Raw genomic sequence first — 23,039 nt, forward strand, 5'->3', positions numbered from 1 at the left:
GGTCGGACGCCCCGTGCCGCTCCGGTGCCGTGCGCCCGTCCGGTGGCCGCATCCGGTCGCGCGGCGGCGCCGAGGGACGCACCCTGAAAGCAACGGGCCCTCTTGGCAAGCGCGCCCCGCCGAGGCACGTTGCCCTGAACAGTGCCCGTCCCCCGCGGAGGGGACAGTGCCGCCCCGGAGGAGCCGACATGCCCGCGAAGATCCTCATCGTCACCGGCGACGCAGCGGAGTCCCTGGAAGTCCTCTACCCCTACCAGCGGCTGCGCGAGGAAGGCTACGACGTCGACATCGCCGCCCCCACCCGCAAGACGCTCCGCTTCGTCGTCCACGACTTCGAGCCCGGCTACGACACCTATACCGAGAAGCCCGGCTACACCTGGCCCGCCGACCTCTCCTTCGCCGAGGTCGACCCCGGTCAGTACGCGGCCCTGGTCATTCCCGGCGGCCGGGCCCCCGAGTACCTGCGCAACGACCCCGAACTGCGCAAGATCACCAAGGCGTTCTTCGACGCGGACAAGCCGGTCGCCCAGATCTGCCACGGCCCGCTGCTCACCGCGGCGGTCGACAGCCTCCGCGGCCGCCGCGTCACCGCCTACCCGGCGCTGGAACTGGACATGCAGTCCGCCGGAGCGCACTTCGAGGACAGCGAGGCGGTGGTCGACGGCACCCTCGTCTCGGCCCGCGCCTGGCCGGACCATCCCGCCTGGATGCGCGAGTTCCTCACGGTGCTTCGGGCGAAGACCCCGGCGACCTGAACGGCGGCGCCCCGCCGGGGGTTAGGCCGCCAGGCGGCGTGCCTCGGCCACCGCCTCCGCCAGCGTGTCCACCACCGGCACACCGATCGACTCCAGGCTGGCCCGGCTGTGCGACCCTCCGGTGTAGAGCACGGCGCGCGCCCCCACGTGCCGGGCGGCCACCGCGTCGTCCGCCGCGTCCCCGATCACCACCGTGCGCGCGAGCTCCACGGCTCCCGTGAGCGCCTCCAGGTGGCGCACCATGTGCTCGGCCTTGCTGCCCCCCGACGGGCCCGTACGCCCGTCGACGCGTATGAAGTGCGCCTCGATCCCGAAACCGCGTACCAGCGGCACCAGGTCCTCGTGCCCGTACATGCTCAGCAGCGACTGGCTGTGCCCCGCCGAGCGCCACCCGGCCAGCAGCTCGGCGGCGCCGTCGGTCAGCCCGCAGCGCACCCGGTGCTCCGTGTAGTACCGGTGGAAGACGCCGTCCATCAGCTCCCACTCGGCGTCCGTGGGCAGCCGGCCCAGCAGCCGCTCGTAGAACTTCGGCACCGGCACGCAGTACAGCGTCCGGTACTGCTCCAGCGTGATCGGCTCCAGGCCCAGCTCGGCGAAGGCCGCGTTCGTCGCCCCGATGATCGCGTCATTGTCGTGGAAGAGGGTGCCGTTCCAGTCCCAGACGATGTGCGCGCTTGCGTGCATCCCCATGCCAGAGACCGTACCCGCCCGCACTGACGGTCACCGCCGCCCGGGCTCCTAGACGCCGTCCACCAGGTTGGGGATCTCCTGGGTGGCGAACCACAGCAGCTCGTGGTCGTCGGCCTCGTCGACGAGGAACTGCGCGTCGTCGTCACCGCCCTCGGCGGCCTCCAGCGCCCCGGCCGCGGCGGCCACGTCCCGCTCCGCGTCGTCGGCGTCGACGTGCACCGCCGCCGCCTTGGCCAGCCGCACCGCACCGGTCACCGTCACCTCGCCGAGCGCGGACGGGTCGGAACCGCGGTCCGGACCGGCCTCGGCGACACCGTCGGGCACGTCGACGGCGACCACGACCCGGCGCCGTACCGCGTCCGGATCGCCCGCCAGCAGCCGCAGCGAGGCCAGCGCGGCCCGGCTGAGCGCCGCGTACTCCAGCTCCTCCACGTCGTCCGAGAGGTACCACTCGCGCAGCGCGGGGGTGACGGCGTACGCCACGAGGGGCCCCGTCCCCAGCTCACCCGTCTTGTGCGCCTCGGCGAGACCGGGGAGGGTCAGGGGGACGTAGACGCGCATGGCTGCCGCTCTTTCCTGGTCGCCGACGGGCCTTCAGGATACGTGCGGCCGTCCCCTTTCGGGTTCCCGCCCACCCCCTCCGCGGCGTCCACCCGCCGGTGCTCACTTCACCCGCTGCCACCCCGCTCCCACGGGCTTTCCGGTGGCCACCATCACTCGGATAAGTGAACCTCTCCGGGCCCTCGCCACCCGCTCCGGCTTCCTTGCGGGGCCCCCACCGGCCCCCGTACAAGATCCCCACCAGCGAGTTACCGCCCGGTACGACCGGGCCCGCCGAACGGGGACCCCCATGAACAAGGTCATGAGCCGCGCCGCGCAGTCCCGCCCGCGGCACCGGCCGCCGACCCGCCAGGACTCCCGCCGCCCGGGCGGAGCGCCACCCCGCAACCCGGTCCGTGGAGGTGCCCGTACGGCGCCGGAGACGGCCCCGGCGCGGCCACGCCCCACCGACCTCTTCGCCGACCGCCTGCTGGCCGTCCTCAGCGGTCAGCGCCCCGTCCACTGGATGCTCCGGCACACCGCCGGCCGCGCCTACGACGACCTCGCGCGCCTCGCCGAGCGCGGCCCCCTGCGCACCCGCGGCACCCGCCCCGTCGTCCACGACCTCGGCTGGTTCGTGCCCCGCGTCGGCGCCCTCGAGGTCTTCGCCCGTATCGCCGCCGGCGGCCGGCTCCGCGCCATGGCCTTCCGGCTGGAACAGGGCCCGGACCACCGCTGGCGCTGCACGGCGATCGAGCTGGGTCCGAGGACGCCCCGCACCCCCGAGGACCGACCCGACTGACCCGCACGGGCCTTCTGACCCGTACCGGCCTGCTGCCGCACACGGAGCCGCCGCCGACCCGGCGCAGGATTCGCCGGCGCGGCGAGGCGTCCACAGGCGCGGCGAAGGGCCCGCGGGTCCGCCGCAGGATCCGCCGGCACGGCGAGGGGTCCCTAGGCGCGGCGAGGGGTCCCTAGGCGCGGCGAGGGGTTTGCAGGCGGGGCGAAGGACCGCAGGCACGGCGAAGGCCGGCAGACACGGCGAAGGGGCCCGCGAGCGCCGCGAAGGGCCCGCGGGTCCGCCGCAGGATCCGCCGACGCGGCAAGAGGTTCGCAAGCACGGCGAAGGGCCGGGCCCCCGTGAGGGGTCCGGCCCTTCGGCCCATGGCTCGGTGGCCGCGGGTCAGTGGCTGGGGCTCAGTGGCCGCAGGTCACTTCTTGCGGCGCCGGCCGCCCTTGGCCTGCTTGCGACGCTCGGCGCGGGTCAGCCCGTCCGACTCGGAGCGCACCGGCTCGTCGTCCTCCAGGTCGCGCTCCACGATGCCGCCCTCACCGTCGACGGTGGGCGCGGAGAAGTGCAGGTCCCGGCGCTGCGGAACGTCCAGGCCCTTGGCGCGGATCTCCGGACGCGCGCCCGCCTGGGCCGGCACGGTGTCCTGGACGCCCTCGGGGAGCGCGAGGTCCTCGACCGGGACCTCCTCGACCTGCTGCTCGACCTGGACCTCCAGGTTGAACAGGTAGCCGACGGACTCCTCCTTGATGCCCTCCATCATGGCGGTGAACATGTCGAAGCCCTCGCGCTGGTACTCGACCAGCGGGTCCTTCTGCGCCATCGCGCGCAGGCCGATGCCCTCCTGGAGGTAGTCCATCTCGTAGAGGTGCTCACGCCACTTGCGGTCGAGGACCGACAGCACGACCCGGCGCTCCAGCTCACGCATGATCTCGGAGCCGAGCTGCGTCTCGCGCGACGCGTACTGCTCGTGGATGTCGTCCTTGATGGACTCGGAGATGAACTCGGCGGTCAGACCGGCCCGGTCACCGGCCGCCTCCTCCAGCTCCTCGATGGTGACCTTCACCGGGTAGAGCTGCCGGAAGGCACCCCACAGCCGGTCCAGGTCCCAGTCCTCGGGGAAGCCCTCGGCGGTCTCCGCGCCGATGTACGCGTCGATGGTGTCGTCCATGAAGTGCTGGATCTGCTCCTGCAGGTCCTCGCCCTCCAGGACGCGCCGGCGCTCGCCGTAGATGACCTCGCGCTGCCGGTTGAGCACCTCGTCGTACTTCAGGACGTTCTTGCGCGTCTCGAAGTTCTGCTGCTCGACCTGCGACTGCGCGGACGCGATCGCCTTGGTGACCATCCTGTTCTCGATCGGCACGTCGTCCGGCACGTTCGCCATCGACATCACGCGCTCGACCATCTGGGCCTTGAACAGGCGCATCAGGTCGTCGCCGAGGGACAGGTAGAAGCGGGACTCGCCCGGGTCGCCCTGGCGGCCGGAACGACCGCGCAGCTGGTTGTCGATCCGGCGCGACTCGTGCCGCTCGGTGCCCAGCACGTACAGACCGCCGAGGTCCTCGACCTCTTCCTTCTCGGCCTTGACCGCCTGCTCGGCCTTCTCCATTGCGGCGGGCAGGGCGTGCGCCCACTCCTCGATGTGCTCCTCGGGGTCGAGGCCGCGCTGGCGCAGCTCCGCCTCGGCGAGGTCCTCGGGGTTGCCGCCGAGCTTGATGTCGGTACCACGGCCGGCCATGTTGGTGGCCACCGTCACGGCGCCCTTGCGGCCGGCCTGGGCGACGATCGACGCCTCACGCTCGTGGTGCTTGGCGTTCAGCACCTCGTGCTGGATGCCGCGCTTGCTGAGCTGCTGGGAGAGATACTCCGACTTCTCGACGGACGTCGTGCCGACGAGGATCGGCTGGCCCTTCTCGTGCTTCTCGGCGATGTCGTCGACGACCGCCTCGAACTTGGCCACCTCGGTGCGGTAGATCAGGTCCGACTGGTCCTTGCGGACCATCGGCTTGTTGGTCGGGATCGGGACCACGCCGAGCTTGTAGATCTGGTGGAACTCGGCGGCCTCGGTCATGGCCGTACCGGTCATGCCGGAGAGCTTCTTGTAGAGGCGGAAGAAGTTCTGCAGGGTGATCGTGGCGAGCGTCTGGTTCTCGTCCTTGATGTCCACCCCCTCCTTCGCCTCGATCGCCTGGTGCATGCCCTCGTTGTAGCGGCGGCCGGCGAGGATACGGCCGGTGTGCTCGTCGACGATCATGACTTCGCCGTCGATGACGACGTAGTCCTTGTCCTTCTTGAAGAGTTCCTTGGCCTTGATGGCGTTGTTCAGGTAGCCCACGAGCGGGGTGTTCACCGACTCGTAGAGGTTGTCGATGCCCAGCCAGTCCTCGACCTTGCTGACACCCGACTCGTGGATGGCGACGGTGCGCTTCTTCTCGTCGACGTCGTAGTCGCCGGTCTCCTCCATGCCCTTGAGGGGGTTGCCCGCCTCGCCCTTCTTCAGGCGGGTGACCAGCTTGGCGAAGTCGCCGTACCACTTGGTGGCCTGGTCGGCCGGGCCGGAGATGATCAGCGGCGTACGGGCCTCGTCGACGAGGATGGAGTCGACCTCGTCGACGATGGCGAAGTTGTGGCCGCGCTGGACCAGCTCGTCCTGCGACCACGCCATGTTGTCGCGCAGGTAGTCGAAGCCGAACTCGTTGTTCGTGCCGTAGGTGATGTCGCACGCGTACTGCTCGCGGCGCTGGGCCGGCGTCATGTTGGCCAGGATGCAGCCGACCTCGAGGCCCAGGAACTTGTGGACGCGGCCCATCATTTCGGAGTCGCGCTCGGCCAGGTAGTCGTTGACCGTGATGAGGTGGACGCCGTCTCCGGAGAGGGCGTTCAGGTACGCGGGCAGCGTGCCGACGAGGGTCTTGCCCTCACCGGTCTTCATCTCGGCCACGTAGCCGAGGTGCAGGGCGGCGCCACCCATGAGCTGCACGTCGTAGTGCCGCTGGCCGAGGACGCGCTTGGCGGCCTCGCGGACGGTGGCGAACGCCTCGGGGAGCAGGTCGTCCAGGCTCTCGCCGTCGGCGTAGCGCTGCTTGTACTCCTCCGTGAGGGCACGCAGCTCGGCGTCGGAGAGGTCGACGAAGTCCTCTTCGATGGAGTTGACCTGGTCCGCGATGCGGTGCAGCTTGCGCAGGATCTTGCCTTCGCCTGCACGCATGATCTTCGAGAGGACGGACACGGGGGCTGGTCTCCTTGCCGGTCGGGCCTGGGACGGTCGGTTTTCCTTGACGTACTGAGCAACGGCCATCGTATGCGAGGACCCGGCCGCGCCGGGAGGCCTGGCGGCCCGACGGCTGCTTCACACGTTCCAACGGCCGGGAGCGGCGGATGGTGCCGCCCCGTGCGAGGAATTGCGCGAATTGTGACGGCCCGCTCACACACCGCGAAAACACTGGCGTGGCGGGGGTCCCCCGAACAGAATCGGCCGATGGAACCCGTGACGCTGACCACCGACCGTCTCGTCCTGCGCACCGTCGGTCCGGACGACACCGCCGCGGTGTACGAGGCCGCCCAGGACCCGGACATCCAGCGCTGGACCACCATCCCCTCCCCGTACCTGCCCGAGCACGCCCGGGGCTTCACGGAGCAGATGGTCCCCGACGGCTGGTCCGACGGCTCGATGTTCACCTTCGGCGTGTTCACGGCGGGCGGAACGCTGACCGGGATGCTCGGCCTGACGATGCGCGCGCTCGGCGTGGCCGAGGTCGGCTTCTGGTCGGTCAAGGAACACCGCGGGCGCGGCTACGTCACCGAGGCCGTGCTCACCGCCTGCCGGTGGATCTTCACCGAGGTCGGCGTCGACCGCGTCGAATGGCGCGCCGAGGTCGGCAACCACGCTTCCCGCGCGGTGGCGGAGCGCGCCGGTTTCACCGTCGAGGGCACCCTGCGCTCGGCCGTCAACAACAAGGGCGTCCGCCGGGACTGCTGGGTGGGCTCCCTCCTCCCGTCGGACCTCGGCCTCGCGTCGACGGCGCCGTACCTGCCCGCCCGGGCCTGACCGTCCGCGCCCGGCCGCCGGGACGGAACCGCAGGCCGGTCAGGGTGTGTCAGTGGCACCCTCTATCGTCCGACGCATGACGACCCTTCCGCGCCCCACCACCACGCTCACCGCGAACGACGCCCGGCGTGTCGCCCTGCGGGCCCAGGGCTTCCTCGGTGCGCCCGACCGGCGCGCCGGTGTCCGCGGGGTGCTCCGCCACCTCGGCGCGGTCCAGCTGGACACCATCTCGGTCCTGGCCCGCTCCCACGAGCTGGTCGCCTACGCCCGGCTCGGCGCGGTCGGCCGCAAGACGGTCGAGGCCGCGTACTGGGGTGCGGGTGCCGGTTCCGCCGGCGACGCTCCGGCCCGGCCCCACGCCTTCGAGTACTGGTCGCACGCGGCGTGCATCCTCCCGGTCGAGGAGTGGCCCCACTTCGCGTTCCGCCGCCGCGCCTACCGAGGCCGCCCGCACTGGAACCATCAGCTCCCCGACGGTGTGTACGACCAGGTCGTCAAGCAGCTGCGCGCGGAGGGCCCGCTGACGGCCACGGAGCTGGGCGGCGCGAAGAAGACCAGCGAATGGTGGGACTGGTCGGGCACCAAGGTCGCCGTGGAGCGCGCGCTGATGTACGGCGAGGTGGTGTGCGTCGAGCGCCGCGGCTGGAAGCGGGTGTACGACCTCGCCGAGCGCGCCATCCCGGAGGCGCTGCTGCACGACGACCTGGACGACACCGAGTGCGTGCGCCGTCTGGTCCGGCTGGCCGGTGAGGCCCTCGGCGTCGGTACACGCGCGGACATCGCCGACTACCACCGGCTCAAGGCCGAGCAGGTCGACGCGGTGATCGCCGACTCGGGTCTGGTCCCGGTCGAGGTGGAGGGCTGGGCCAAGCCGGCCTGGGCGGACCCGGCGGCCCTCGCCGCGCCGCCGCGCGGCCGCCACCGCACGACCCTGCTGTCCCCGTTCGACTCGCTGATCTGGGAGCGGGCGCGCACGGAGCGCGTCTTCGGCTTCACCCACCGCCTGGAGGCGTACGTCCCCAAGCCCAAGCGCATCCACGGCTACTTCGCGATGCCGGTCCTGGCCGGCGGCCGGCTGGTCGGCCGGGTCGACCCGGCCCGCGAGGGCCGGACGCTGGTGGCCCGGCAGATCAGCCTGGACGGCCCGAAGGCGGTCCCGGCCGTGGCGCAGGCCCTGGCCGAGGCGGCGACCTGGGTCGACTGCGTGGACGTCCGCGTGGAGCGGGTGGACGCGCCCGAACTGCGCGAGCCCCTCACCCGGGAACTGGCCGCCCTGGTCGGTTAGATCGCCGGATCCGGGGTCGGGCCCTGTGCGCCGCCCTAGCGGATCTCGAGGATCTTCTCCCGCATCGCGTAGACCACGGCTTCCATCCTGGAGTGCAGCTGGAGCTTCTCCAGGATGTTGCGGACGTGGTTCTTCACGGTGTTCTCGGAGATGAACAGCTCCTTGGCGATGTCCCGGTTGTTCATCCCGGTCGCGACGAGCTTGAGCACCTCCAGCTCGCGGTCGGTCAGCCGGGGGGCGGGCACCAGCCGGCGCTCGTCGGTGCGCTGGATCATCGACTTGAACTCGGTGAGCAGTTTCGACGCCATGGACGGGCTGATCTGCGACTGCCCGTCGGCGACCGCGCGGATGGCGGTGGCCACCTCGTCGGTGGAGATCTCCTTGAGGAGGTATCCGGTCGCGCCCGCCTTGATCGCGTCGTAGAGGTCCGCCTCCTCGTCGCTGATCGTGAGCATGATGATCTTCGCGCTGGGGGCGACCTCCTTGATGGAGGTGCACGCCTCGATCCCGCCGCGCCTGGGCATCCGCACGTCCATCAGCACGATGTCGGGCAGCAGGTCCGCGGCCTTGTCCACCGCCTCGGCGCCGTCACCGGCCTCGCCGACGACCTGGATGTCCTCCTCGGCCGCGAGCACGATCTCCAGGCCACGGCGGAAGAGGGCATGGTCGTCCACGACCAGGACTCTGATCGGCTCCGAGCGCGAAGGACCCGTGTCCGGGTCCGCGCCGACGGCGGCGTGGCCGTCGCCGGCGTGCCGCATCGGTCCGAAGGTGTCCGCCATCGTTCCTCCCCCTGTGGCTTCGGCCCGTGACCAGTACCGTCGCCAACCCAAGGCATCGGCCCACCGGTTGGGCCGGTGCGGCCATGATTCCATGCCCGGACGACACGGGGGTGACGTGTGGGGCGCGAAGTGGTCGCACGCCGGTGCCCCTGGGGGCGCACAGGCGCTTCCAGGGGCACCGGCTGAGCTCCGGCCGGGCGGTCAGCCGCCCAGCGTGCCCCCTGCCGCCGGGGGCTGCACCTCAGCGACCATCGGGTCGGTGCTGAGGTGGATGACGCCGTAGTCGTAGGCGTGTCGTCGGTACACGACGCTCGGCTCCTTGGTCTCGGAGTCGACGAACAAGTAGAAGTCGTGGCCGACCAGTTCCATCTCGTAGAGGGCCTGGTCGAGGCTCATCGGGGAGGCGACGTGCGTCTTCTCGCGGACGATCAGCGGGCCTTCGCCCTTGACCTCCAGCGAGCCGATCTTCTTGGTGGGCACGCCGTCCGTCTCCTCGTCGTGGACGGGCTGGCCGTTGCCGTTGAGCGTCGCCACGCCCGGGACGTGGTCGGGAACCTCGGCCGCCGAGATCCGCCGCGCGCCGCGTCGTGAGAAACGCTTGTCGTGCTGCTTGCGCAGCCGTGCGTCCAGTTTCTCCGCCGCCAGGTCGAGAGCCGCGTACGGGTCACTGGCCGCCGCCTCCGCCCGGATCACCGGACCGCGGGAGCGGAGGGTGATCTCCACCCGGTCGCAGCGGTCTGCCTGTCGCGGGTTGGGCTCCTTGGACACCTCGACGTCGAGGCTGATCACCTTGGCATCGAGCCTCTGGATCTTCTCCAGCTTCAGCTTCTCGGCCACGTGCTTGCGGAACCGCTCGGGCACCTCGGTCTTGCGGCCTTTGACGACGATGTCCACGCAGAACTCCGTTCCCGGATCACTCCGCCGCACCGGCGGAGCATCTCCCTTTTGCACCAGGTCCCGGTAAGCCCCGGGACCTCGGACTCGGTGACTTCCACCTCCTCCTCCCCCATGGGCAAGATCTCCACCCCGCCGGCTCGGGTGATAGAGGAAAACCCGCAGCACGGCATTCGGATAAGCGAGGTGTGGCCTGCGCCTTTCCTCACAACCGAACATATCTCGCCCGGACGGATGTCGTCACCCTCTACTGCCGCGTACCTCCGTTCAGGTGAATTACCCCTCTCACTACCTGCAACGATGCAAGTCAGCGCTCAGTTCCTGCTTATTACGAAGGAATCCCGAGGAGCGGCGACGACGGCCGCTCGGAGCGTCTCCCCTTTGACGTTCGGTACCGCCTTTTCAGGTGCACCATGCACCCACTTTCCTCTCTCCTGCCGGGCCTCGATCCGTCGTTCTCCCCTACCTTCCCGAGTTGCGGCCTCGTACACAGGCGTTCTGCCATGACGGCGGGATACCGTCGCCTCGCGAACGGCCCGCGCCGCCTCGGCGAGGCTCGCCCCGGTGGTGACCAGATCGTCGACGACCACGACATGGCCGCCCGCGAGCAGCCGCGCCCCGCCGGCCGTCACCTCCAGTGCGCCGGCGAGGTTGGCCAGGCGCTGCCGGGCGTCCAGAGCCGCCTGGTCCGCCACGGCCCGCCGCTGGCGCAGCACGGCGGCCACCCGGGCCGGTGTGCCCGTGCGCCGCAGCTCCGCGGCCGCCGCCAGGGCCATCCGCCGCACCGGATCGTGCCCGCGCGCCCGCACCGCCCAGCGGGCGGACGGCACGGGGACGAGCAGCACCGTCCCCGGAGCCCGGCCGGTCGGGGGAGGACCGCCGCGCCCGTCGGGTGCCAGCCCCGCGCGCACGGCCCCCGCCAGGGCCGCGCCCAGAGCCGCCGCGAGCGCCAGCGCACCCCGCTCCTTGTGGGCCAGGAGGAGGGTCCGCACTTCTCCCGCGTAGGGAGCCGCCGCGTGCACCACCGGGAGCCCGGACGGCTCGGGCTCCGGCCGCACCCGCCGTGGCGCGGTGCCGCACAGGGCGGTGCGGCACCGCCGGCACAGATCCGTGCGAGGTGCCCCGCAGCCCGCGCACTCGGCCGGCAGCACCAGGTCGGTGAGGTCCCGCCACCAGCCCCGCATGCGCTCCACTGTGCCAAGGCCGGGACCGGCCGGCCACCCCTGTGGAAAACGCCCTGTGGACGAGCCGGAGCGGCACCCGAGACTCATCACTCGCACGAGTGAGGCCGCTGAGCCGACCGGACGGACGGGCCGAGGAGCCCGGTCCGGACGGACCATGGCTCCTCGGCCCGCAAAGAACCCTGGCTCCTCAGCCCGGATAGATCGGCGCGGTCCCGTCCTTGTCGACCTTCTGCCACTGCGCCCCGGACGGCAGTCGTACGATCCCGTCCTCCGAATAGGCGACCAGCGGGACCCGCTCGTCCTCGGACGCGGCGATCGCCTTCACACCCGACAGGGCGGCGGGCGCCGGACCGTCCAGCGTGGAGCCGTCGACCTGCACGTACCGCATCTGGTGCACGCCGCCCTGCTCCAGGCCGACCACGACCAGCCGGCTGTCCCCGGCCCAGGACATGGCGGTGACCTGCTCCAGGTCCGGGGCGGCCGGGCGCAGCTCGACGACCGCCGGGCTGTCGCCCGCCTTGTCCCCGGACTCGATCCGCCCGATGAGCAGGGACTGCTTGCCGCCCTTCTCCACCACCAGCGCGACCCGCACCCCGTCGGCGGCCACCCGCACGTCCCGGATGTGCCCGGGCAGGTCGGGAACGGTGACCTGCACCGGCTTGCCGCCGCCCTGCTCCAGCACGTACAGCTTCGTGTGGTCCGGGTCCTTGTCGGCCACCCACAGGTCGCCGTGCGCGTCCCAGCTCGGGGTGGTCAGCCGGTCCTCCTCGGACGCCCCCTGGCTGGTGACGGCCGCCTCGCCGAGGGAGGCGTCCGAGGACAGCGAGGTGACGTACAGCGACTTGCCGTCCGCGCCGATCCCGGCCACGGTGTGCTCGTCGCGCGAGACGGCCACCGACTTCAGCACCCTGCCGCCCGGCTCGCCCAGCGGTCCGGGCACCGGGACGGCGCTGGTCCCCGTGGCCTCGCTCGGCAGCCGCACCAGCCGGTGCTTGCCGTCGAGGAAGTACAGGTAGTCGGGGCGCTGGACCGAGGCGTGCCAGGCGGCGGAGTCGGCGCGCTCACCGATGAGGTCGCACAGCCGGTGCCCACCGGGCCCCTGCAACTCGACGGACTCCAGCGTCGGCGTCAGATTCCGCAGCGTGAACAGCAGCTGGGTCGCCATCTCCATGCACTTGGTCTGCCCGACCCCGGCGGCCTTGTCGTTCAGCGGCACCGTCAGCCGGTTCTGGTCGTCCGGGGTCAGTCCCGACACGCCCTTGGGCAGGGCCGTGCCGGTCGGGAAGCTCGACCGGACCACGGGCCCGAGCCATCTGGTGGGGCCGCGCAGCAGCGACTGCACCACCTGCGTCATCGGGTCCACCTTGCCGCGGACGAACACCGGGTCGGCGACCGCCACCGGCTGCCCGGTCGCCGCGACCGTCGTGCCGGAGGCGAAGTAGTACTTGTTGACGGCCGTGTAGTTGCGCTGGAAGTCGGTCTTGCCCATGACGACGCCCTGCGGCAGCGAGTCGATGCGCCACTGGCCGCTCTTGGCGTCCTTGGTGAGGTGCACCTTCTTGCGGTAGTCGCCGTCGGCCGGCGCGTACGCCTGCTGGTCGTCGACGGTGGCGACCTTGCTGCCCGTCAGGATGAAGGTGAGGCTGTCGTTCGCGCCACGGCCGCCCGGCTGGTTGTCGGTCACGATGCTCGGCCCGTTGGCGAGCACGGTGGCCGACCGCTCCGGCCGCCAGGCGCGCGCGGCGTCGGCGGTCAGGTACTTGCGTGCCGTGTCGTACTCCGGATCGTCACTGGTCAGGGCCTCCAGGAAGCCCTGCATGATCTCCGTGGCCTGGGCGTCCTCGGCCGGCGGCATGGCGAACACCCGCACCCCGGTGTCCTGCCTGGGCGTGGACTCGACGTCCCGCAGGTCGCCGCTGTCGGGCATCGAGGCGCACCCGGCCAGCAGAACGACCCCCAAGGCCGTGTAGGCCACCGCGCGTCCCGGCCGGTGCCGGACGCCCCCCTCGCGGTCAGCGCCCACGAAATGCCTCCCCTGGCTCGGTCGAGTCCTCGGTCCCGGCGGTCCCGGAACGGCCGGCGTGCGTGTCGGGCGCAGGAGCCGGCGCCGGTCCGTCGTCGGCGCGCCGCTGCGGGCCGGTCGGCCGCGGCACCACACGCGCGCCGTTGCCGTTGCCGGGCAGCGCGGTCGGGTCGGCGGCGGGGCTGACGGAGGCCAGGCGCGGGGCGCGTGCGGGCAGCGGCGACATCTGGCCGCCGCCCGGCTGCACCGGGACGGTCGCCCGCTTCTCCTCGCCCCCGCGGGGCAGACCGGCGTCGTCGAGCCCGCGGTTGCGCCGCGAGTCCTTGGGTTCCAGCGGTATCGGCGAGCCGCGCAGCGGTTCGTCCGCCGTCCTCGGCAGCGTCAGCCGGAACTGCGAGCCGCCGCCCGGCTCCCCCCACGCCTGGAGCCAGCCGCCGTGCAGCCGGGCGTCCTCCAGGGCGATCGACAGCCCCAGGCCCGTACCGCCGGTGGTACGCGCGCGTGCCGGGTCGGCCCGCCAGAAGCGACTGAAGACGCGGGTCGCCTCGCCGGGCTTGAGCCCGACGCCGTAGTCGCGCACCGCGACGGCGACCGCGCCGCCGGCGGCGGCGAGCTTGACGACGACGTCCCTGCCCTCGCCGTGCTCGACGGCGTTGACGACGAGGTTGCGCAGGACGCGCTCCACGCGCCGGGCGTCGGCCTCGGCGACGACGGGCTGCTGGTCGCCGACGACCCGTATGTGGGTGCCCTTGCGCTCGGCCAGCGGCTCGGCCCCGCCGACCACCCGCCGCACGACCTCCCTGAGGTCTATCGGCTCGGCCTCCAGCGCCGCGGCGCCCGCGTCGAAGCGGCTGATCTCCAGCAGGTCGGCGAGCAGCGACTCGAACCGGTCGAGCTGGTCGGCGAGCAGCTCGGCCGACCGGGCGGTGACCGGGTCGAAGTCCTCGCGCGCCTCGTGGATGACGTCGGCCGCCATCCGCACGGTGGTCAGCGGGGTGCGCAGCTCGTGCGAGACGTCGGAGACGAACCGCCGCTGCATGCGGGACAGGTCCTCCAGCTGCTGGATCTTCAGCTGGAGGTTCTGCGCCATCTTGTTGAAGGCCTCACCCAGACGGGCGATGTCGTCCTCGCCGGTGACCTTCATCCGCTCCTGAAGGGTCCCCGCGGACAGCCGCTCCGCGATCCCGGCCGCCATCCGCACCGGGGTGACGACCTGCCGCACCACCAGCCAGGCGATGGCGCCCAGGAGGACGACGACGAAGAGGCCGGCGGTCGCCAGCGTGCCCTTGACCAGGCTGAGGGACTTCTCCTCCTGGGTGAGCGGGAAGAGGTAGTACAGCTCGTAGGGGTGGCCGTTGGGGTCGTTGACCTGCTTGCCGATGACCAGCGCCGGCTGGGACTCCCGGGACGGCGAGTAGACGATCCGCGTGTAGCTCTGGGCGGCCGTCGTGCTGCTGTTGATCCGGTCCCGCAGGGCGGCGGGCACGCTGGCGGAGGGGTCGACGTTCCCCGAGCCGCGGGGGCTGCGCCCGCCGCCGCTGTCGTTGCCGACCGGCAGGGTCACGACGTCGAACGCACCGGCGCCGCCGCTGGAGAGCGAGTCGACGAGGTCGCTCATCCACGGGATGACGCTCTGCGAGGGCTGCCCGTCGGTGGAGGGGGTGCCCTCGACGGTGCCAGCCGTGCCGGTCCCGGCGGCGGCCTCGTCCGCCTTCTGCTTGGCCACCGCGAAACCGCCGGTGGCCTGGCTCTGCGAGGCCCTGACCTTCGCGTCGAGCAGGCCGTTGCGCACCTGCCCGATGACGACGAAGCCGAGCAGCAGGACGACGCCCAGCGACATCAGCAGGGTCGTCGCGACGACCCTGAGCTGGATGTTGCGTCGCCACAGCCGCATGACGGGCAGCAGCGGGCGGCGCACCCAGCGCATGAACAGCCGGACCACCGGGCTGCCCTTGACCCCACCCTGCAGAAGGCCGCCCTCGAAGAGGCGTCCCCAACGCGAACCCGCCGTCCCACGGCCGACAGGCCGCCCCGGACGGGCCCCGGACCGGCCGGGAGCCGAAGCGGCACTGTCCTCGGACATGTCAGCTCGGTCCCGCCTTGTACCCGACACCACGGACGGTCACCACGATCTCCGGCCGCTCCGGGTCCTTCTCGACCTTGGAGCGCAGCCGCTGGACGTGCACGTTGACCAGACGGGTGTCGGCGGCGTGCCGGTAGCCCCACACCTGCTCCAGGAGCACCTCGCGGGTGAACACCTGCCACGGCTTGCGGGCCAGCGCCACCAGCAGGTCGAACTCCAACGGGGTCAGCGCGATCGACTGCCCGTCCCGCTTCACGGAGTGCCCGGCCACGTCGATCACCAGGTCACCGATGGTGAGCTGCTCCGGCGCCGGCTCCTCCGACCTCCTGAGCCGCGCCCGGATGCGGGCCACCAGTTCCTTCGGCTTGAACGGCTTCACGATGTAGTCGTCGGCGCCGGACTCCAGGCCCACGACGACGTCGACGGTGTCGCTCTTGGCCGTGAGCATCACGATCGGCACGCCGGACTCCGCCCTGATCAGGCGGCACACCTCGATGCCGTCCCGGCCGGGCAGCATCAGGTCGAGCAGCACCAGGTCGGGTTTGGCTTCACGGAAAGCGGCCAGCGCCTTGTCGCCGTCGGCTACGAAAGACGGCTCAAAACCTTCACCACGCAGCACGATGCCGAGCATCTCGGCCAGTGCGGTGTCGTCGTCGACGACAAGGACTCGTCCCTTCATAAACGACATCATCCCATTCTCGTAACGACGACAGAGGCGCAGGTGAGGCAGCTCACTGGCCTGTGACGATAGTCGTACGGAGCCCTCACTGTCTGCCCCCGCAACGGGGACGGCACGGCCCCTCACCCTGCGCAGCGCCGCGAGGACGAGGGGCCGCCACCGTAACCGGGTCACCTGCCGGGGTCCGCTCAGCCGGTCGCCGCCCGGCGCAGGCCGTCGTACAGCTCCGCGAGCGCCTCGGCCGTCACCGGGGACACCGCGCCCCGCTCCGTGACGATCGCCGTCACCAGCTCCGGCGGCGTCACGTCGAACGCCGGGTTGTGCGCCTGCGTGCCCAGCGGCGCCACCGGGATCCCACCTCCCGCACCCGTCACCGGGACCTGCGGGGCCATCAGCTCCGTCACCTCGAAGCCGGGACGCTGCTCCACCTCGATCGACGCCCCGTCCGGTGTCCCGGGGTCCACCGTGGTCAGCGGCGCCACCACGATGAACGGCACATGGTGGTAGCGGGCGAGCACCGCGAGCGGGTAGCTCCCCACCTTGTTCGCCACCGAGCCGTCGGCCGCGATCCGGTCCGCCCCGACCAGCACCGCGTCCACCTCGCCCGCCGCGAACAGCGAACCGGCCGCGCTGTCGGTGAGCAGTGTGTACGCCATCCCGTGCCGGGCCGCCTCGTACGCCGTCAGCCGGGAGCCCTGCAGCAGCGGGCGCGTCTCGTCCACCCACAGCCGCCGCAGCCGGCCCTCCCGGTGCGCGGCGAGGGCCACCGCGAACGCCGTCCCCTCCCCGCCCGACACCAGCGATCCGGTGTTGCAGTGGGTCAGGACGCGGTGGCCACCGCCCGGCAGCAACTCGTCCAGCAGGGCCAGCCCGTGCGCGGCCATCCGCGCGCTCGCCTCGGCGTCCTCCCGGTGCAGCGTGCGCGCCGCGGCCAGCGCCGCCGTCGCCGCCGCGGTCGGGTCCCCGGTCTCGGCGAGCGCCGCCCGGTACGCGGACTCGGCCCTGCGCACCCCGACGGACAGGTTCACCGCGGTGGGCCGGGCCCCTTCGAGCGCCCGCGCCGCCTCCTCCACGTCGAAGCCCCGAGCGGCGGCGAGCGCGACGCCGTACGCCCCCGCGATGCCGAGCACCGGCGCCCCGCGCACGGCCAGCGAACCGATTGCCTCCACCAGGGCCGACGCGTCCGTGCAGACCAACTCGACCTCTTCGGCAGGCAGTCTCGTCTGGTCGAGAAGGACCAGTACGGGGCCTTCGGGTGGTTCCTCCCAACGGAGCACGGGTATCTCGGTCGGCCGCTTGTCCTCGCCGGGTTGCGCGTACTGATCAGCCATGCGGTCAGTCTGCCCCGGATCCGGCGGACAATTGAAGGAGTGCGGGCTCTACCGCGGCCGGTCACCCCGCGAGCACCCCATGGCACGATGTCTGCCAACCTGCCACCGCGACCGCGGACGGGCATCCTGAAGGAGCTTCGATGACAGACACTCCGGGCTGGGCCTCGCCCGGATCCGCCCCGTCGCCCGACGGGCGGGAACCCGGCGCGTCCGGCCCCGACGGGCCCACCGACCGCCCCGGCCCCGCCGAACCGGCCGCGCAGCCCGGAGCCCACCCCCAGGGCCCGGGCCCCAAGTGGTCCAGCGAGCAGCCGCCGGCCGGCCAGTGGTCCGCTCCCACGGGTCCCCCGAGCCCCGGTCAAGCTCCCCCGCCACCCCCGCCCGGACCGGGCTGGGGCGGCGCGCAGCCGGGCGGACCCGGCGGCTACGGGGGCGGCGCCCACGGCGGTCCTCCCGGAGGCCACGGCGGATACGGCGCCCCCGGTGGTCCGGGAGCCTGGGGCGGCTGGAACGGCGGCTGGGGCGGTCCCCCGCCCGCGGCCAAGCCCGGCGTCATCCCGCTGCGCCCGCTCGGCGTCGGCGAGATACTCGACGGCGCCGTCTCCACCATGCGCACCTACTGGCGCACGGTCCTAGGCATCTCCCTGACGGTCGCGGTCGTCACCCAGCTCGGCGTGCTCCTCCTGCAGGGCTTCGTCCTGAAGAACAGCGAGACCACCGCCACCCTCAACAACCCCGACGCCTCCGCCGACGAGATGCTGCGGGTCCTCGGCTCGCTCGCGGTCGGCTCCGGCGCCGTGCTGGTCATCTCCGTCGTCGCCAGCATCATCGCGACCGCGCTGCTCACGACGGTCACCAGCCGCGCCGTCCTCGGCAAGCCGGTCAGCGCGGGCGAGGCCTGGCGGGACGCCCGCCAGCAGGTCCCGAAGCTGTTCGGGCTGCTCTTCCTGCTGGGGCTCATCTCCTTCGGCGTGATGCTCGCCGGCGCCCTGCCCGGCATCGTCTCCGCGATCGCCGGCGGCGGCAAGGAAGCGACCATCGCGCTGTTCGTCCTCGGCCTGCTCGCCGCCTTCGTCGTCCTGGTGTGGCTGACGGTCCGTTTCTCCCTGTCCTCGCCCGCGCTGATGCTGGAACGACAGGGCATCGTGAAGTCCATCGGCCGCTCCGCGAAACTGGTGCGCGGCTCCTGGTGGCGCGTCCTGGGCATCCAGCTGCTCGCCGCGATCATCGCCAACATCGTCTCGTCGCTCGTGGTGATCCCCTTCACCCTCATCGCGGGCGCGGCCGGCGGCGAGGGCATGGTGGGCATCTTCTCCACCACCACCAGCGAGGCACCCTCCTGGACCTTCCTGATCCTCAGCGCCGTCGGCTCGGTGATCGGGTCCATGCTCACGCTCCCGATCAACGCGGGCGTCACCGTGCTCCTCTACATCGACCAGCGCATCCGCCGCGAGGCACTCGACCTCGAACTGGCCCGCGCCGCCGGTGTCCAGGGCCCCACGGCAAGCACCCCCGGCCCCGTACCGGGGAGCTGATGCGGTGAGTCCGACGGGGGGAGTTCTCTGGGCCGGTACGGCCGTGTTCGCGGCCGCCGGCCCGGGCGGCGGGCCGCCGGTGACCACTCCGCGCGATCCGGCGCGGGAGGCGGCACGCCGCGAACTGGCCAAGCGGATGTACCACGAGAACGACCCCGGTCTGCTCCAGCGCGCCCTGAACGCCCTGTGGGACTGGATCGCCAAGCTGCTCGACCGGGCCGCCTCGGCGACCCCGGGCGGCACCCTCGGACTCCTCGTCGTGGTCCTGTTCGTCATCGCCGTCCTGGCCGCCCTGTGGTGGCGCCTGGGCACCCCGCGCCGCGAACCGGTCTCCTCGGCCACCCTGTTCGACGACCGCCCCCGCAGCGCCGCCGAACACCGCGCCGCCGCCGAGGCACACGCCGCCCAGGGCCACTGGAACCAGGCCGTCCAGGAACGCATGCGCGCCATCGTCCGCTCCCTGGAGGAACGGGCCCTGCTCGACGTACGGCCCGGCCGCACCGCCGACGAGGCGGCCGCCGAGGCAGGCCGCACCCTTCCCTCGCACACGGACCGGCTGCGCGCCGCCGCCCAGGAGTTCGACGACGTCACCTACGGCGGACGCCGGGCGGCCCAAACCTCGTACCAGCGCATCGCCGAACTCGACCACGACCTCGAACGCACCCGGCCGGCCCTCACCCACGGCGCCACCGGCACGCCCCACCACACCGGCCAGGGGGCCGCCGAATGACCACCGGGGTCACGCCACCCGCCACCGACACGCCGCCGGCCACCTCCACGGCGCCCGGCGCCCGCCTGCTCTGGACCCGTACCCGGGGCATCGTCCTCGCCGTGGTGCTGATCCTGGTCGCCGCCGTCGCCATGGCCGCCGTCCGCTCCCAGGCCCGGCACGGCGCCCTCGACCCCCGCTCCGCCGACCCCTACGGCAGCCACGCCGTCGCCGCCCTCCTCGCCGACCGCGGGGTCTCCACGCGCGTGGTCACCTCCCTCCGCGCGGCACGCGCCGCCGCCGGCCCCGACACCACCCTCCTCGTGGCCTCCCCCGACCTCCTCACCCACCGTCAGCAGACCAGGCTGCACGCCGCGACGGTCCACTCCGGCGGCCGCACCGTCCTCGTCGCCGCCGGCAGCTGGTCCGTCGAACGGCTCGCTCCGGGGGTCACCGCGGACCCCGCCACCAGCTCCCGCACGACACTCGAACCCAGCTGCGCCCTGCCCGAGGCCCGGCGCGCGGGCAGCGCCGACACCGGTGGCATCCGCTACACCACCACCCACGTCGACGCCGACTCCTGCTACCGCAGCAGGCGGCTCGCCACCCTGCTCCGCGTGCCTGCGACCTCCGGCGGCGGCGACACCGTCGTGCTCGGCGCACCCGACATCCTCTACAACAAGCGGCTCGACCAGCAGGGCAACGCCTCGCTCGCCCTGCAGCTCCTCGGCTCCCGCCACCATCTGGTCTGGTACCTACCCTCGCTCTCCGACACCCTCGCCACCGACGACGGCGAACAGAAGAACTTCCTCGACCTGCTGCCCTCCGGCTGGCTCTGGGCCACCCTGCAACTGTTCGTCGCCGCGGTACTCGCAGCCTTCTGGCGGGCACGCCGGTTCGGCCCCCTGGTGCCCGAACGACTCCCCGTCGCGATCCGCGCCTCCGAAACCGTCGAAGGCCGCGCCCGCCTCTACCGCAAGGCCGCCGCCCGAGACCGCGCGGCCACCGCTCTTCGCTCCACCACCCGCACGCGCCTCGCCCCCCTCGTCGGCGTCCCCGTCGCCCAGGCGCACGCGTCCGAAGCCCTGCTTCCCGCGCTGTCCGCCCACCTCCACGGCGACGGACAGGCCCTGCACACCCTGCTCTTCGGACCGCCGCCCGGCGACGACGCGGCCCTCGTCTCGCTCACCGACCAACTCGACGCCCTCGAAAGAGAGGTACGCCGTCCATGATGGACCCGACCACTGACAACGCCGGGAACACCGGGGACTCGGGCAGCGCCCGAGCCTCCCTGGAGGCCCTGCGCGCCGAGATCGCCAAAGCCGTGGTCGGCCAGGACCCCGCCGTGACCGGCCTCGTCGTCGCCCTCCTGTGCCGCGGACACGTACTCCTGGAAGGAGTCCCCGGCGTCGCGAAGACCCTGCTCGTCCGCTCGCTCGCCGCCGCGCTCGAACTCGACACCAAACGCGTCCAGTTCACCCCCGACCTGATGCCGAGCGACGTCACCGGCTCACTCGTCTACGACACCCGCAGCGCCGAGTTCTCGTTCCAGCCCGGCCCGGTCTTCACCAACCTGCTCCTGGCGGACGAGATCAACCGCACGCCGCCCAAGACGCAGTCCTCCCTCCTCGAGGCGATGGAGGAACGCCAGGTCACCGTCGACGGCACGCCCCGCCCGCTGCCCGAGCCGTTCCTCGTCGCCGCGACCCAGAACCCGGTCGAGTACGAGGGCACCTATCCGCTGCCCGAGGCCCAACTGGACCGTTTCCTGCTCAAACTGACGATCCCTCTGCCGTCCCGCCAGGACGAGATCGACGTCCTCACCCGCCACGCCTCCGGCTTCAACCCGCGCGACCTGCACGCCGCCGGTGTACGCCCCGTCGCGGGACCGGCGGAACTGGAGGCGGCCCGCGTCGCGGTGGCCAAGACCCACGTCGACCCCGAGATCACCGCCTACGTCGTCGACATCTGCCGCGCCACCCGCGAGTCGCCCTCCCTCACCCTGGGCGTCTCCCCACGCGGTGCCACGGCCCTCCTCGCGACCTCGCGCGCCTGGGCCTGGCTGACCGGGCGCGACTACGTCACCCCGGACGACGTGAAGGCACTCGCCCTGCCCACACTCCGGCACCGCGTCCAGCTGCGCCCCGAGGCGGAGATGGAGGGCGTGACGGCCGACTCCGTCATCAACGCCATCCTGGCCCACGTCCCGGTCCCCCGCTGATGGCGCTCACCGGACGCGCCGCCCTGGTCGCGGCCATCGGCTCCATCCCGGTCGGGATCCTGGAACCCGGCTGGGCGGGCATCCTCGCGGTCAACGGCCCGCTGGCCCTGGCCTGCGCCTGCGACTTCGCACTCGCCGCACCCGTACGGCGCCTCGTGCTGTCCCGCTCCGGCGACACCTCCACGCGCCTCGGCGAGACCGCCGACGTCACGCTGACCATCACCAACCCCTCCAGGCGCCTGCTCCGGGCCCGACTGCGCGACGCGTGGCCGCCGAGCAGCTGGCAGCCCGGCACCGAGACCGAGGGCTCCCGGCACAGCGCCACCGTCCCGGCCGGCGAACGCCGGCGCGTGACGACGCGGCTGCGTCCCACCCGCCGCGGTGACCGCCAGGCCGACCGCGTCACGATCCGCTCCTACGGCCCCCTCGGCCTCTTCTCCCGCCAGGGTGCCCACAAGGTGCCCTGGACGGTACGGGTGCTGCCCCCGTTCACCAGCCGCAAGCACCTGCCGTCCAGACTCGCCCGGCTACGCGAACTGGACGGCCGCACCAGCGTCCTCACCCGCGGCGAGGGCACCGAGTTCGACAGCCTGCGCGAGTACGTCCCCGGCGACGACACCCGTTCCATCGACTGGCGGGCCACCGCCCGCCAGTCCACGGTGGCCGTCCGCACCTGGCGACCCGAACGCGACCGGCACATCCTGCTGGTCCTCGACACCGGCCGCACGTCGGCCGGCCGGGTGGGCGACGTCCCGCGCCTCGACGCCTCCCTGGACGCCGCACTCCTCCTCGCGGCGCTCGCCTCCCGCGCGGGCGACCGCGTGGACCTGCTGGCCTACGACCGCCGGGTCCGTGCTCTGGTGCAGGGCCGCTCCGCAGGCGATGTACTGCCGTCCCTGGTGAACGCGATGGCGACGCTGGAGCCGGAGCTGGTCGAGACCGACGCCCGTGGCCTCACGGCGACGGCCCTGCGCACCGCTCCGCGAAGCTCGCTGATCGTGCTGCTCACCACGCTGGACGCGGCGCCCGTGGAACAGGGCCTGCTGCCGGTGCTCCCTCAACTCACCCAGCGGCACACGGTGCTCGTCGCCTCGGTGGCCGACCCGCACGTCGAACGGTTGGCGCAGGCGCGGGGCACTGTAGATGCCGTGTACGAGGCGGCCGCGGCGGCCCAGGCGCAGAGTGAACGTCAGCGTACGGCGGAGCAGCTCCGTCGCCATGGGGTGACCGTGGTGGACGCGACGCCGGTCGATCTGGCTCCCGCGCTGGCGGACGCGTATCTCGCCCTGAAGGCGGCCGGCCGACTGTGATCCTTCATCGCTGTCCCCTCCGGGGGACGACAAAAAACGACCCTGAACGCAGAAAACCCCCGCATCTTTCGATGCGGGGGTTTTCTCAAAATTTGTTCGGCGGTGTCCTACTCTCCCACAGGGTCCCCCCTGCAGTACCATCGGCGCTGTGAGGCTTAGCTTCCGGGTTCGGAATGTAAC

General features: G+C 72.4%; 19 protein-coding genes and 1 rRNA gene. 9 read left to right on the forward strand and 11 right to left on the reverse strand.

All coding sequences use genetic code 11. The features are described 5' to 3' along the window. Nucleotides 1-188 precede the first annotated feature (188 nt). Nucleotides 189-755 (forward strand): DJ-1/PfpI family protein, encoded by a 567-nt coding sequence (locus tag PV343_RS36325; protein ID WP_319151302.1) that lies wholly within the window; start codon nucleotides 189-191, stop codon nucleotides 753-755. A gap of 21 nt (nucleotides 756-776) precedes the next feature. Here PV343_RS36325 and PV343_RS36330 read toward each other — a convergent pair whose 3' ends face one another. Together PV343_RS36330 and PV343_RS36335 are read right to left on the reverse strand one after the other, a co-directional pair. Then, nucleotides 777-1,445, reverse strand: coding sequence for an HAD family hydrolase (locus tag PV343_RS36330; RefSeq protein WP_319151303.1), 669 nt, complete (start codon nucleotides 1,443-1,445; stop codon nucleotides 777-779). A 48-nt stretch (nucleotides 1,446-1,493) separates the two neighbouring features. Beyond that, complete coding sequence (locus PV343_RS36335; protein WP_319151304.1) at nucleotides 1,494-2,006, reverse strand: DUF6912 family protein; 513 nt, start codon at nucleotides 2,004-2,006, stop codon at nucleotides 1,494-1,496. 289 nt (nucleotides 2,007-2,295) lie between these two features. On the opposite strand from PV343_RS36335, the gene PV343_RS36340 reads away from it, so the two are divergent. Beyond that, nucleotides 2,296-2,787 (forward strand): Rv3235 family protein, encoded by a 492-nt coding sequence (locus tag PV343_RS36340; protein WP_319151305.1) that lies wholly within the window; start codon nucleotides 2,296-2,298, stop codon nucleotides 2,785-2,787. Nucleotides 2,788-3,196: 409 nt separating this feature from the next. Here the strand turns inward: PV343_RS36340 and secA are convergent, their stop codons facing one another. Next, nucleotides 3,197-6,004 (reverse strand): preprotein translocase subunit SecA, encoded by a 2,808-nt coding sequence (secA, locus tag PV343_RS36345; RefSeq protein ID WP_319151306.1) that lies wholly within the window; start codon nucleotides 6,002-6,004, stop codon nucleotides 3,197-3,199. A gap of 249 nt (nucleotides 6,005-6,253) precedes the next feature. Between secA and PV343_RS36350 the strand changes: the two genes are divergently transcribed. After that, entirely contained in the window at nucleotides 6,254-6,823 is a 570-nt protein-coding gene (locus tag PV343_RS36350) for a GNAT family N-acetyltransferase (protein ID WP_319151307.1), read from the forward strand. 76 nt (nucleotides 6,824-6,899) lie between these two features. Continuing rightward, entirely contained in the window at nucleotides 6,900-8,108 is a 1,209-nt protein-coding gene (locus tag PV343_RS36355) for a winged helix-turn-helix domain-containing protein (RefSeq protein WP_319151308.1), read from the forward strand. Nucleotides 8,109-8,143: 35 nt separating this feature from the next. Here the strand turns inward: PV343_RS36355 and PV343_RS36360 are convergent, their stop codons facing one another. The 7 genes from PV343_RS36360 to mtnA form a co-directional block, all read right to left on the reverse strand. Then, the gene (locus PV343_RS36360) at nucleotides 8,144-8,890 is read right to left on the reverse strand and encodes a response regulator (protein ID WP_133924895.1); all 747 of its coding nucleotides are present in this window, start codon (nucleotides 8,888-8,890) and stop codon (nucleotides 8,144-8,146) included. A 201-nt stretch (nucleotides 8,891-9,091) separates the two neighbouring features. Then, a complete protein-coding gene (gene hpf / locus PV343_RS36365) occupies nucleotides 9,092-9,784 on the reverse strand; it encodes a ribosome hibernation-promoting factor, HPF/YfiA family (RefSeq protein ID WP_387954237.1) in 693 nt (230 codons plus the stop codon). Between the two features lie 314 nt (nucleotides 9,785-10,098). Continuing rightward, the gene (locus PV343_RS36370; RefSeq protein WP_319151310.1) at nucleotides 10,099-10,968 is read right to left on the reverse strand and encodes a ComF family protein; all 870 of its coding nucleotides are present in this window, start codon (nucleotides 10,966-10,968) and stop codon (nucleotides 10,099-10,101) included. A gap of 187 nt (nucleotides 10,969-11,155) precedes the next feature. After that, nucleotides 11,156-12,991, reverse strand: coding sequence for an LpqB family beta-propeller domain-containing protein (locus PV343_RS36375; protein ID WP_319151311.1), 1,836 nt, complete (start codon nucleotides 12,989-12,991; stop codon nucleotides 11,156-11,158). Then, nucleotides 12,981-15,074 carry an MtrAB system histidine kinase MtrB gene (gene mtrB, locus PV343_RS36380; protein ID WP_319151312.1) on the reverse strand — a complete coding sequence of 698 codons (2,094 nt, stop codon included), beginning with the start codon at nucleotides 15,072-15,074 and terminating at the stop codon, nucleotides 12,981-12,983. The genes PV343_RS36375 and mtrB overlap by 11 nt, the downstream gene beginning before the upstream one ends. A 1-nt stretch (nucleotide 15,075) precedes the next feature. Next, complete coding sequence (gene mtrA, locus PV343_RS36385; RefSeq protein WP_005316841.1) at nucleotides 15,076-15,765, reverse strand: two-component system response regulator MtrA; 690 nt, start codon at nucleotides 15,763-15,765, stop codon at nucleotides 15,076-15,078. A gap of 176 nt (nucleotides 15,766-15,941) precedes the next feature. Further along, nucleotides 15,942-17,084 (reverse strand): S-methyl-5-thioribose-1-phosphate isomerase, encoded by a 1,143-nt coding sequence (gene mtnA / locus PV343_RS36390; RefSeq protein WP_319151313.1) that lies wholly within the window; start codon nucleotides 17,082-17,084, stop codon nucleotides 15,942-15,944. Between the two features lie 140 nt (nucleotides 17,085-17,224). Here mtnA and PV343_RS36395 point away from each other — a divergent pair, with 140 nt between their 5' ends. The 5 genes from PV343_RS36395 to PV343_RS36415 are packed head-to-tail and all read left to right on the forward strand — an operon-like array spanning nucleotide 17,225 to nucleotide 22,859. Then, entirely contained in the window at nucleotides 17,225-18,619 is a 1,395-nt protein-coding gene (locus PV343_RS36395; protein WP_319151314.1) for a proline-rich domain-containing protein, read from the forward strand. Nucleotides 18,620-18,623: 4 nt separating this feature from the next. Next, on the forward strand, nucleotides 18,624-19,349 hold the full coding sequence (locus PV343_RS36400; RefSeq protein ID WP_319151315.1) for a DUF4129 domain-containing protein: 726 nt from the start codon (nucleotides 18,624-18,626) through the stop codon (nucleotides 19,347-19,349). Continuing rightward, complete coding sequence (locus tag PV343_RS36405) at nucleotides 19,346-20,560, forward strand: DUF4350 domain-containing protein (RefSeq protein ID WP_319151316.1); 1,215 nt, start codon at nucleotides 19,346-19,348, stop codon at nucleotides 20,558-20,560. Before PV343_RS36400 ends, PV343_RS36405 begins: the two co-directional genes overlap by 4 nt. Next, the gene (locus PV343_RS36410; RefSeq protein ID WP_319151317.1) at nucleotides 20,560-21,549 is read left to right on the forward strand and encodes an AAA family ATPase; all 990 of its coding nucleotides are present in this window, start codon (nucleotides 20,560-20,562) and stop codon (nucleotides 21,547-21,549) included. The genes PV343_RS36405 and PV343_RS36410 overlap by 1 nt, the downstream gene beginning before the upstream one ends. Then, a complete protein-coding gene (locus PV343_RS36415; protein WP_319151318.1) occupies nucleotides 21,549-22,859 on the forward strand; it encodes a DUF58 domain-containing protein in 1,311 nt (436 codons plus the stop codon). The genes PV343_RS36410 and PV343_RS36415 overlap by 1 nt, the downstream gene beginning before the upstream one ends. Nucleotides 22,860-22,953: 94 nt before the next feature. Here PV343_RS36415 and rrf read toward each other — a convergent pair. Further along, a 5S ribosomal RNA gene (gene rrf / locus PV343_RS36420) occupies nucleotides 22,954-23,039 on the reverse strand; the annotation flags it as partial.

The organism is Streptomyces sp. WI03-4A (assembly GCF_033792105.1).
Taxonomy (GTDB): Bacteria; Actinomycetota; Actinomycetes; order Streptomycetales; family Streptomycetaceae; genus Streptomyces; species Streptomyces collinus_A.

Excerpts from the sequence above, each read along its gene's own strand:
- PV343_RS36325 (WP_319151302.1), top strand. The coding sequence starts at position 189 with ATGCCCGCGAAGATCCTCATCGTCACCGGCGACGCAGCGGAGTCCCTG.
- PV343_RS36330 (WP_319151303.1), bottom strand. The coding sequence starts at position 1,445 with ATGGGGATGCACGCAAGCGCGCACATCGTCTGGGACTGGAACGGCACC.
- PV343_RS36335 (WP_319151304.1), bottom strand. The coding sequence starts at position 2,006 with ATGCGCGTCTACGTCCCCCTGACCCTCCCCGGTCTCGCCGAGGCGCAC.
- PV343_RS36340 (WP_319151305.1), top strand. The coding sequence starts at position 2,296 with ATGAACAAGGTCATGAGCCGCGCCGCGCAGTCCCGCCCGCGGCACCGG.
- PV343_RS36350 (WP_319151307.1), top strand. The coding sequence starts at position 6,254 with ATGGAACCCGTGACGCTGACCACCGACCGTCTCGTCCTGCGCACCGTC.
- PV343_RS36355 (WP_319151308.1), top strand. The coding sequence starts at position 6,900 with ATGACGACCCTTCCGCGCCCCACCACCACGCTCACCGCGAACGACGCC.
- PV343_RS36360 (WP_133924895.1), bottom strand. The coding sequence starts at position 8,890 with ATGGCGGACACCTTCGGACCGATGCGGCACGCCGGCGACGGCCACGCC.
- PV343_RS36370 (WP_319151310.1), bottom strand. The coding sequence starts at position 10,968 with ATGCGGGGCTGGTGGCGGGACCTCACCGACCTGGTGCTGCCGGCCGAG.
- mtrB (WP_319151312.1), bottom strand. The coding sequence starts at position 15,074 with ATGTCCGAGGACAGTGCCGCTTCGGCTCCCGGCCGGTCCGGGGCCCGT.
- mtrA (WP_005316841.1), bottom strand. The coding sequence starts at position 15,765 with ATGATGTCGTTTATGAAGGGACGAGTCCTTGTCGTCGACGACGACACC.
- mtnA (WP_319151313.1), bottom strand. The coding sequence starts at position 17,084 with ATGGCTGATCAGTACGCGCAACCCGGCGAGGACAAGCGGCCGACCGAG.
- PV343_RS36395 (WP_319151314.1), top strand. The coding sequence starts at position 17,225 with ATGACAGACACTCCGGGCTGGGCCTCGCCCGGATCCGCCCCGTCGCCC.
- PV343_RS36405 (WP_319151316.1), top strand. The coding sequence starts at position 19,346 with ATGACCACCGGGGTCACGCCACCCGCCACCGACACGCCGCCGGCCACC.
- PV343_RS36410 (WP_319151317.1), top strand. The coding sequence starts at position 20,560 with ATGGACCCGACCACTGACAACGCCGGGAACACCGGGGACTCGGGCAGC.
- PV343_RS36415 (WP_319151318.1), top strand. The coding sequence starts at position 21,549 with ATGGCGCTCACCGGACGCGCCGCCCTGGTCGCGGCCATCGGCTCCATC.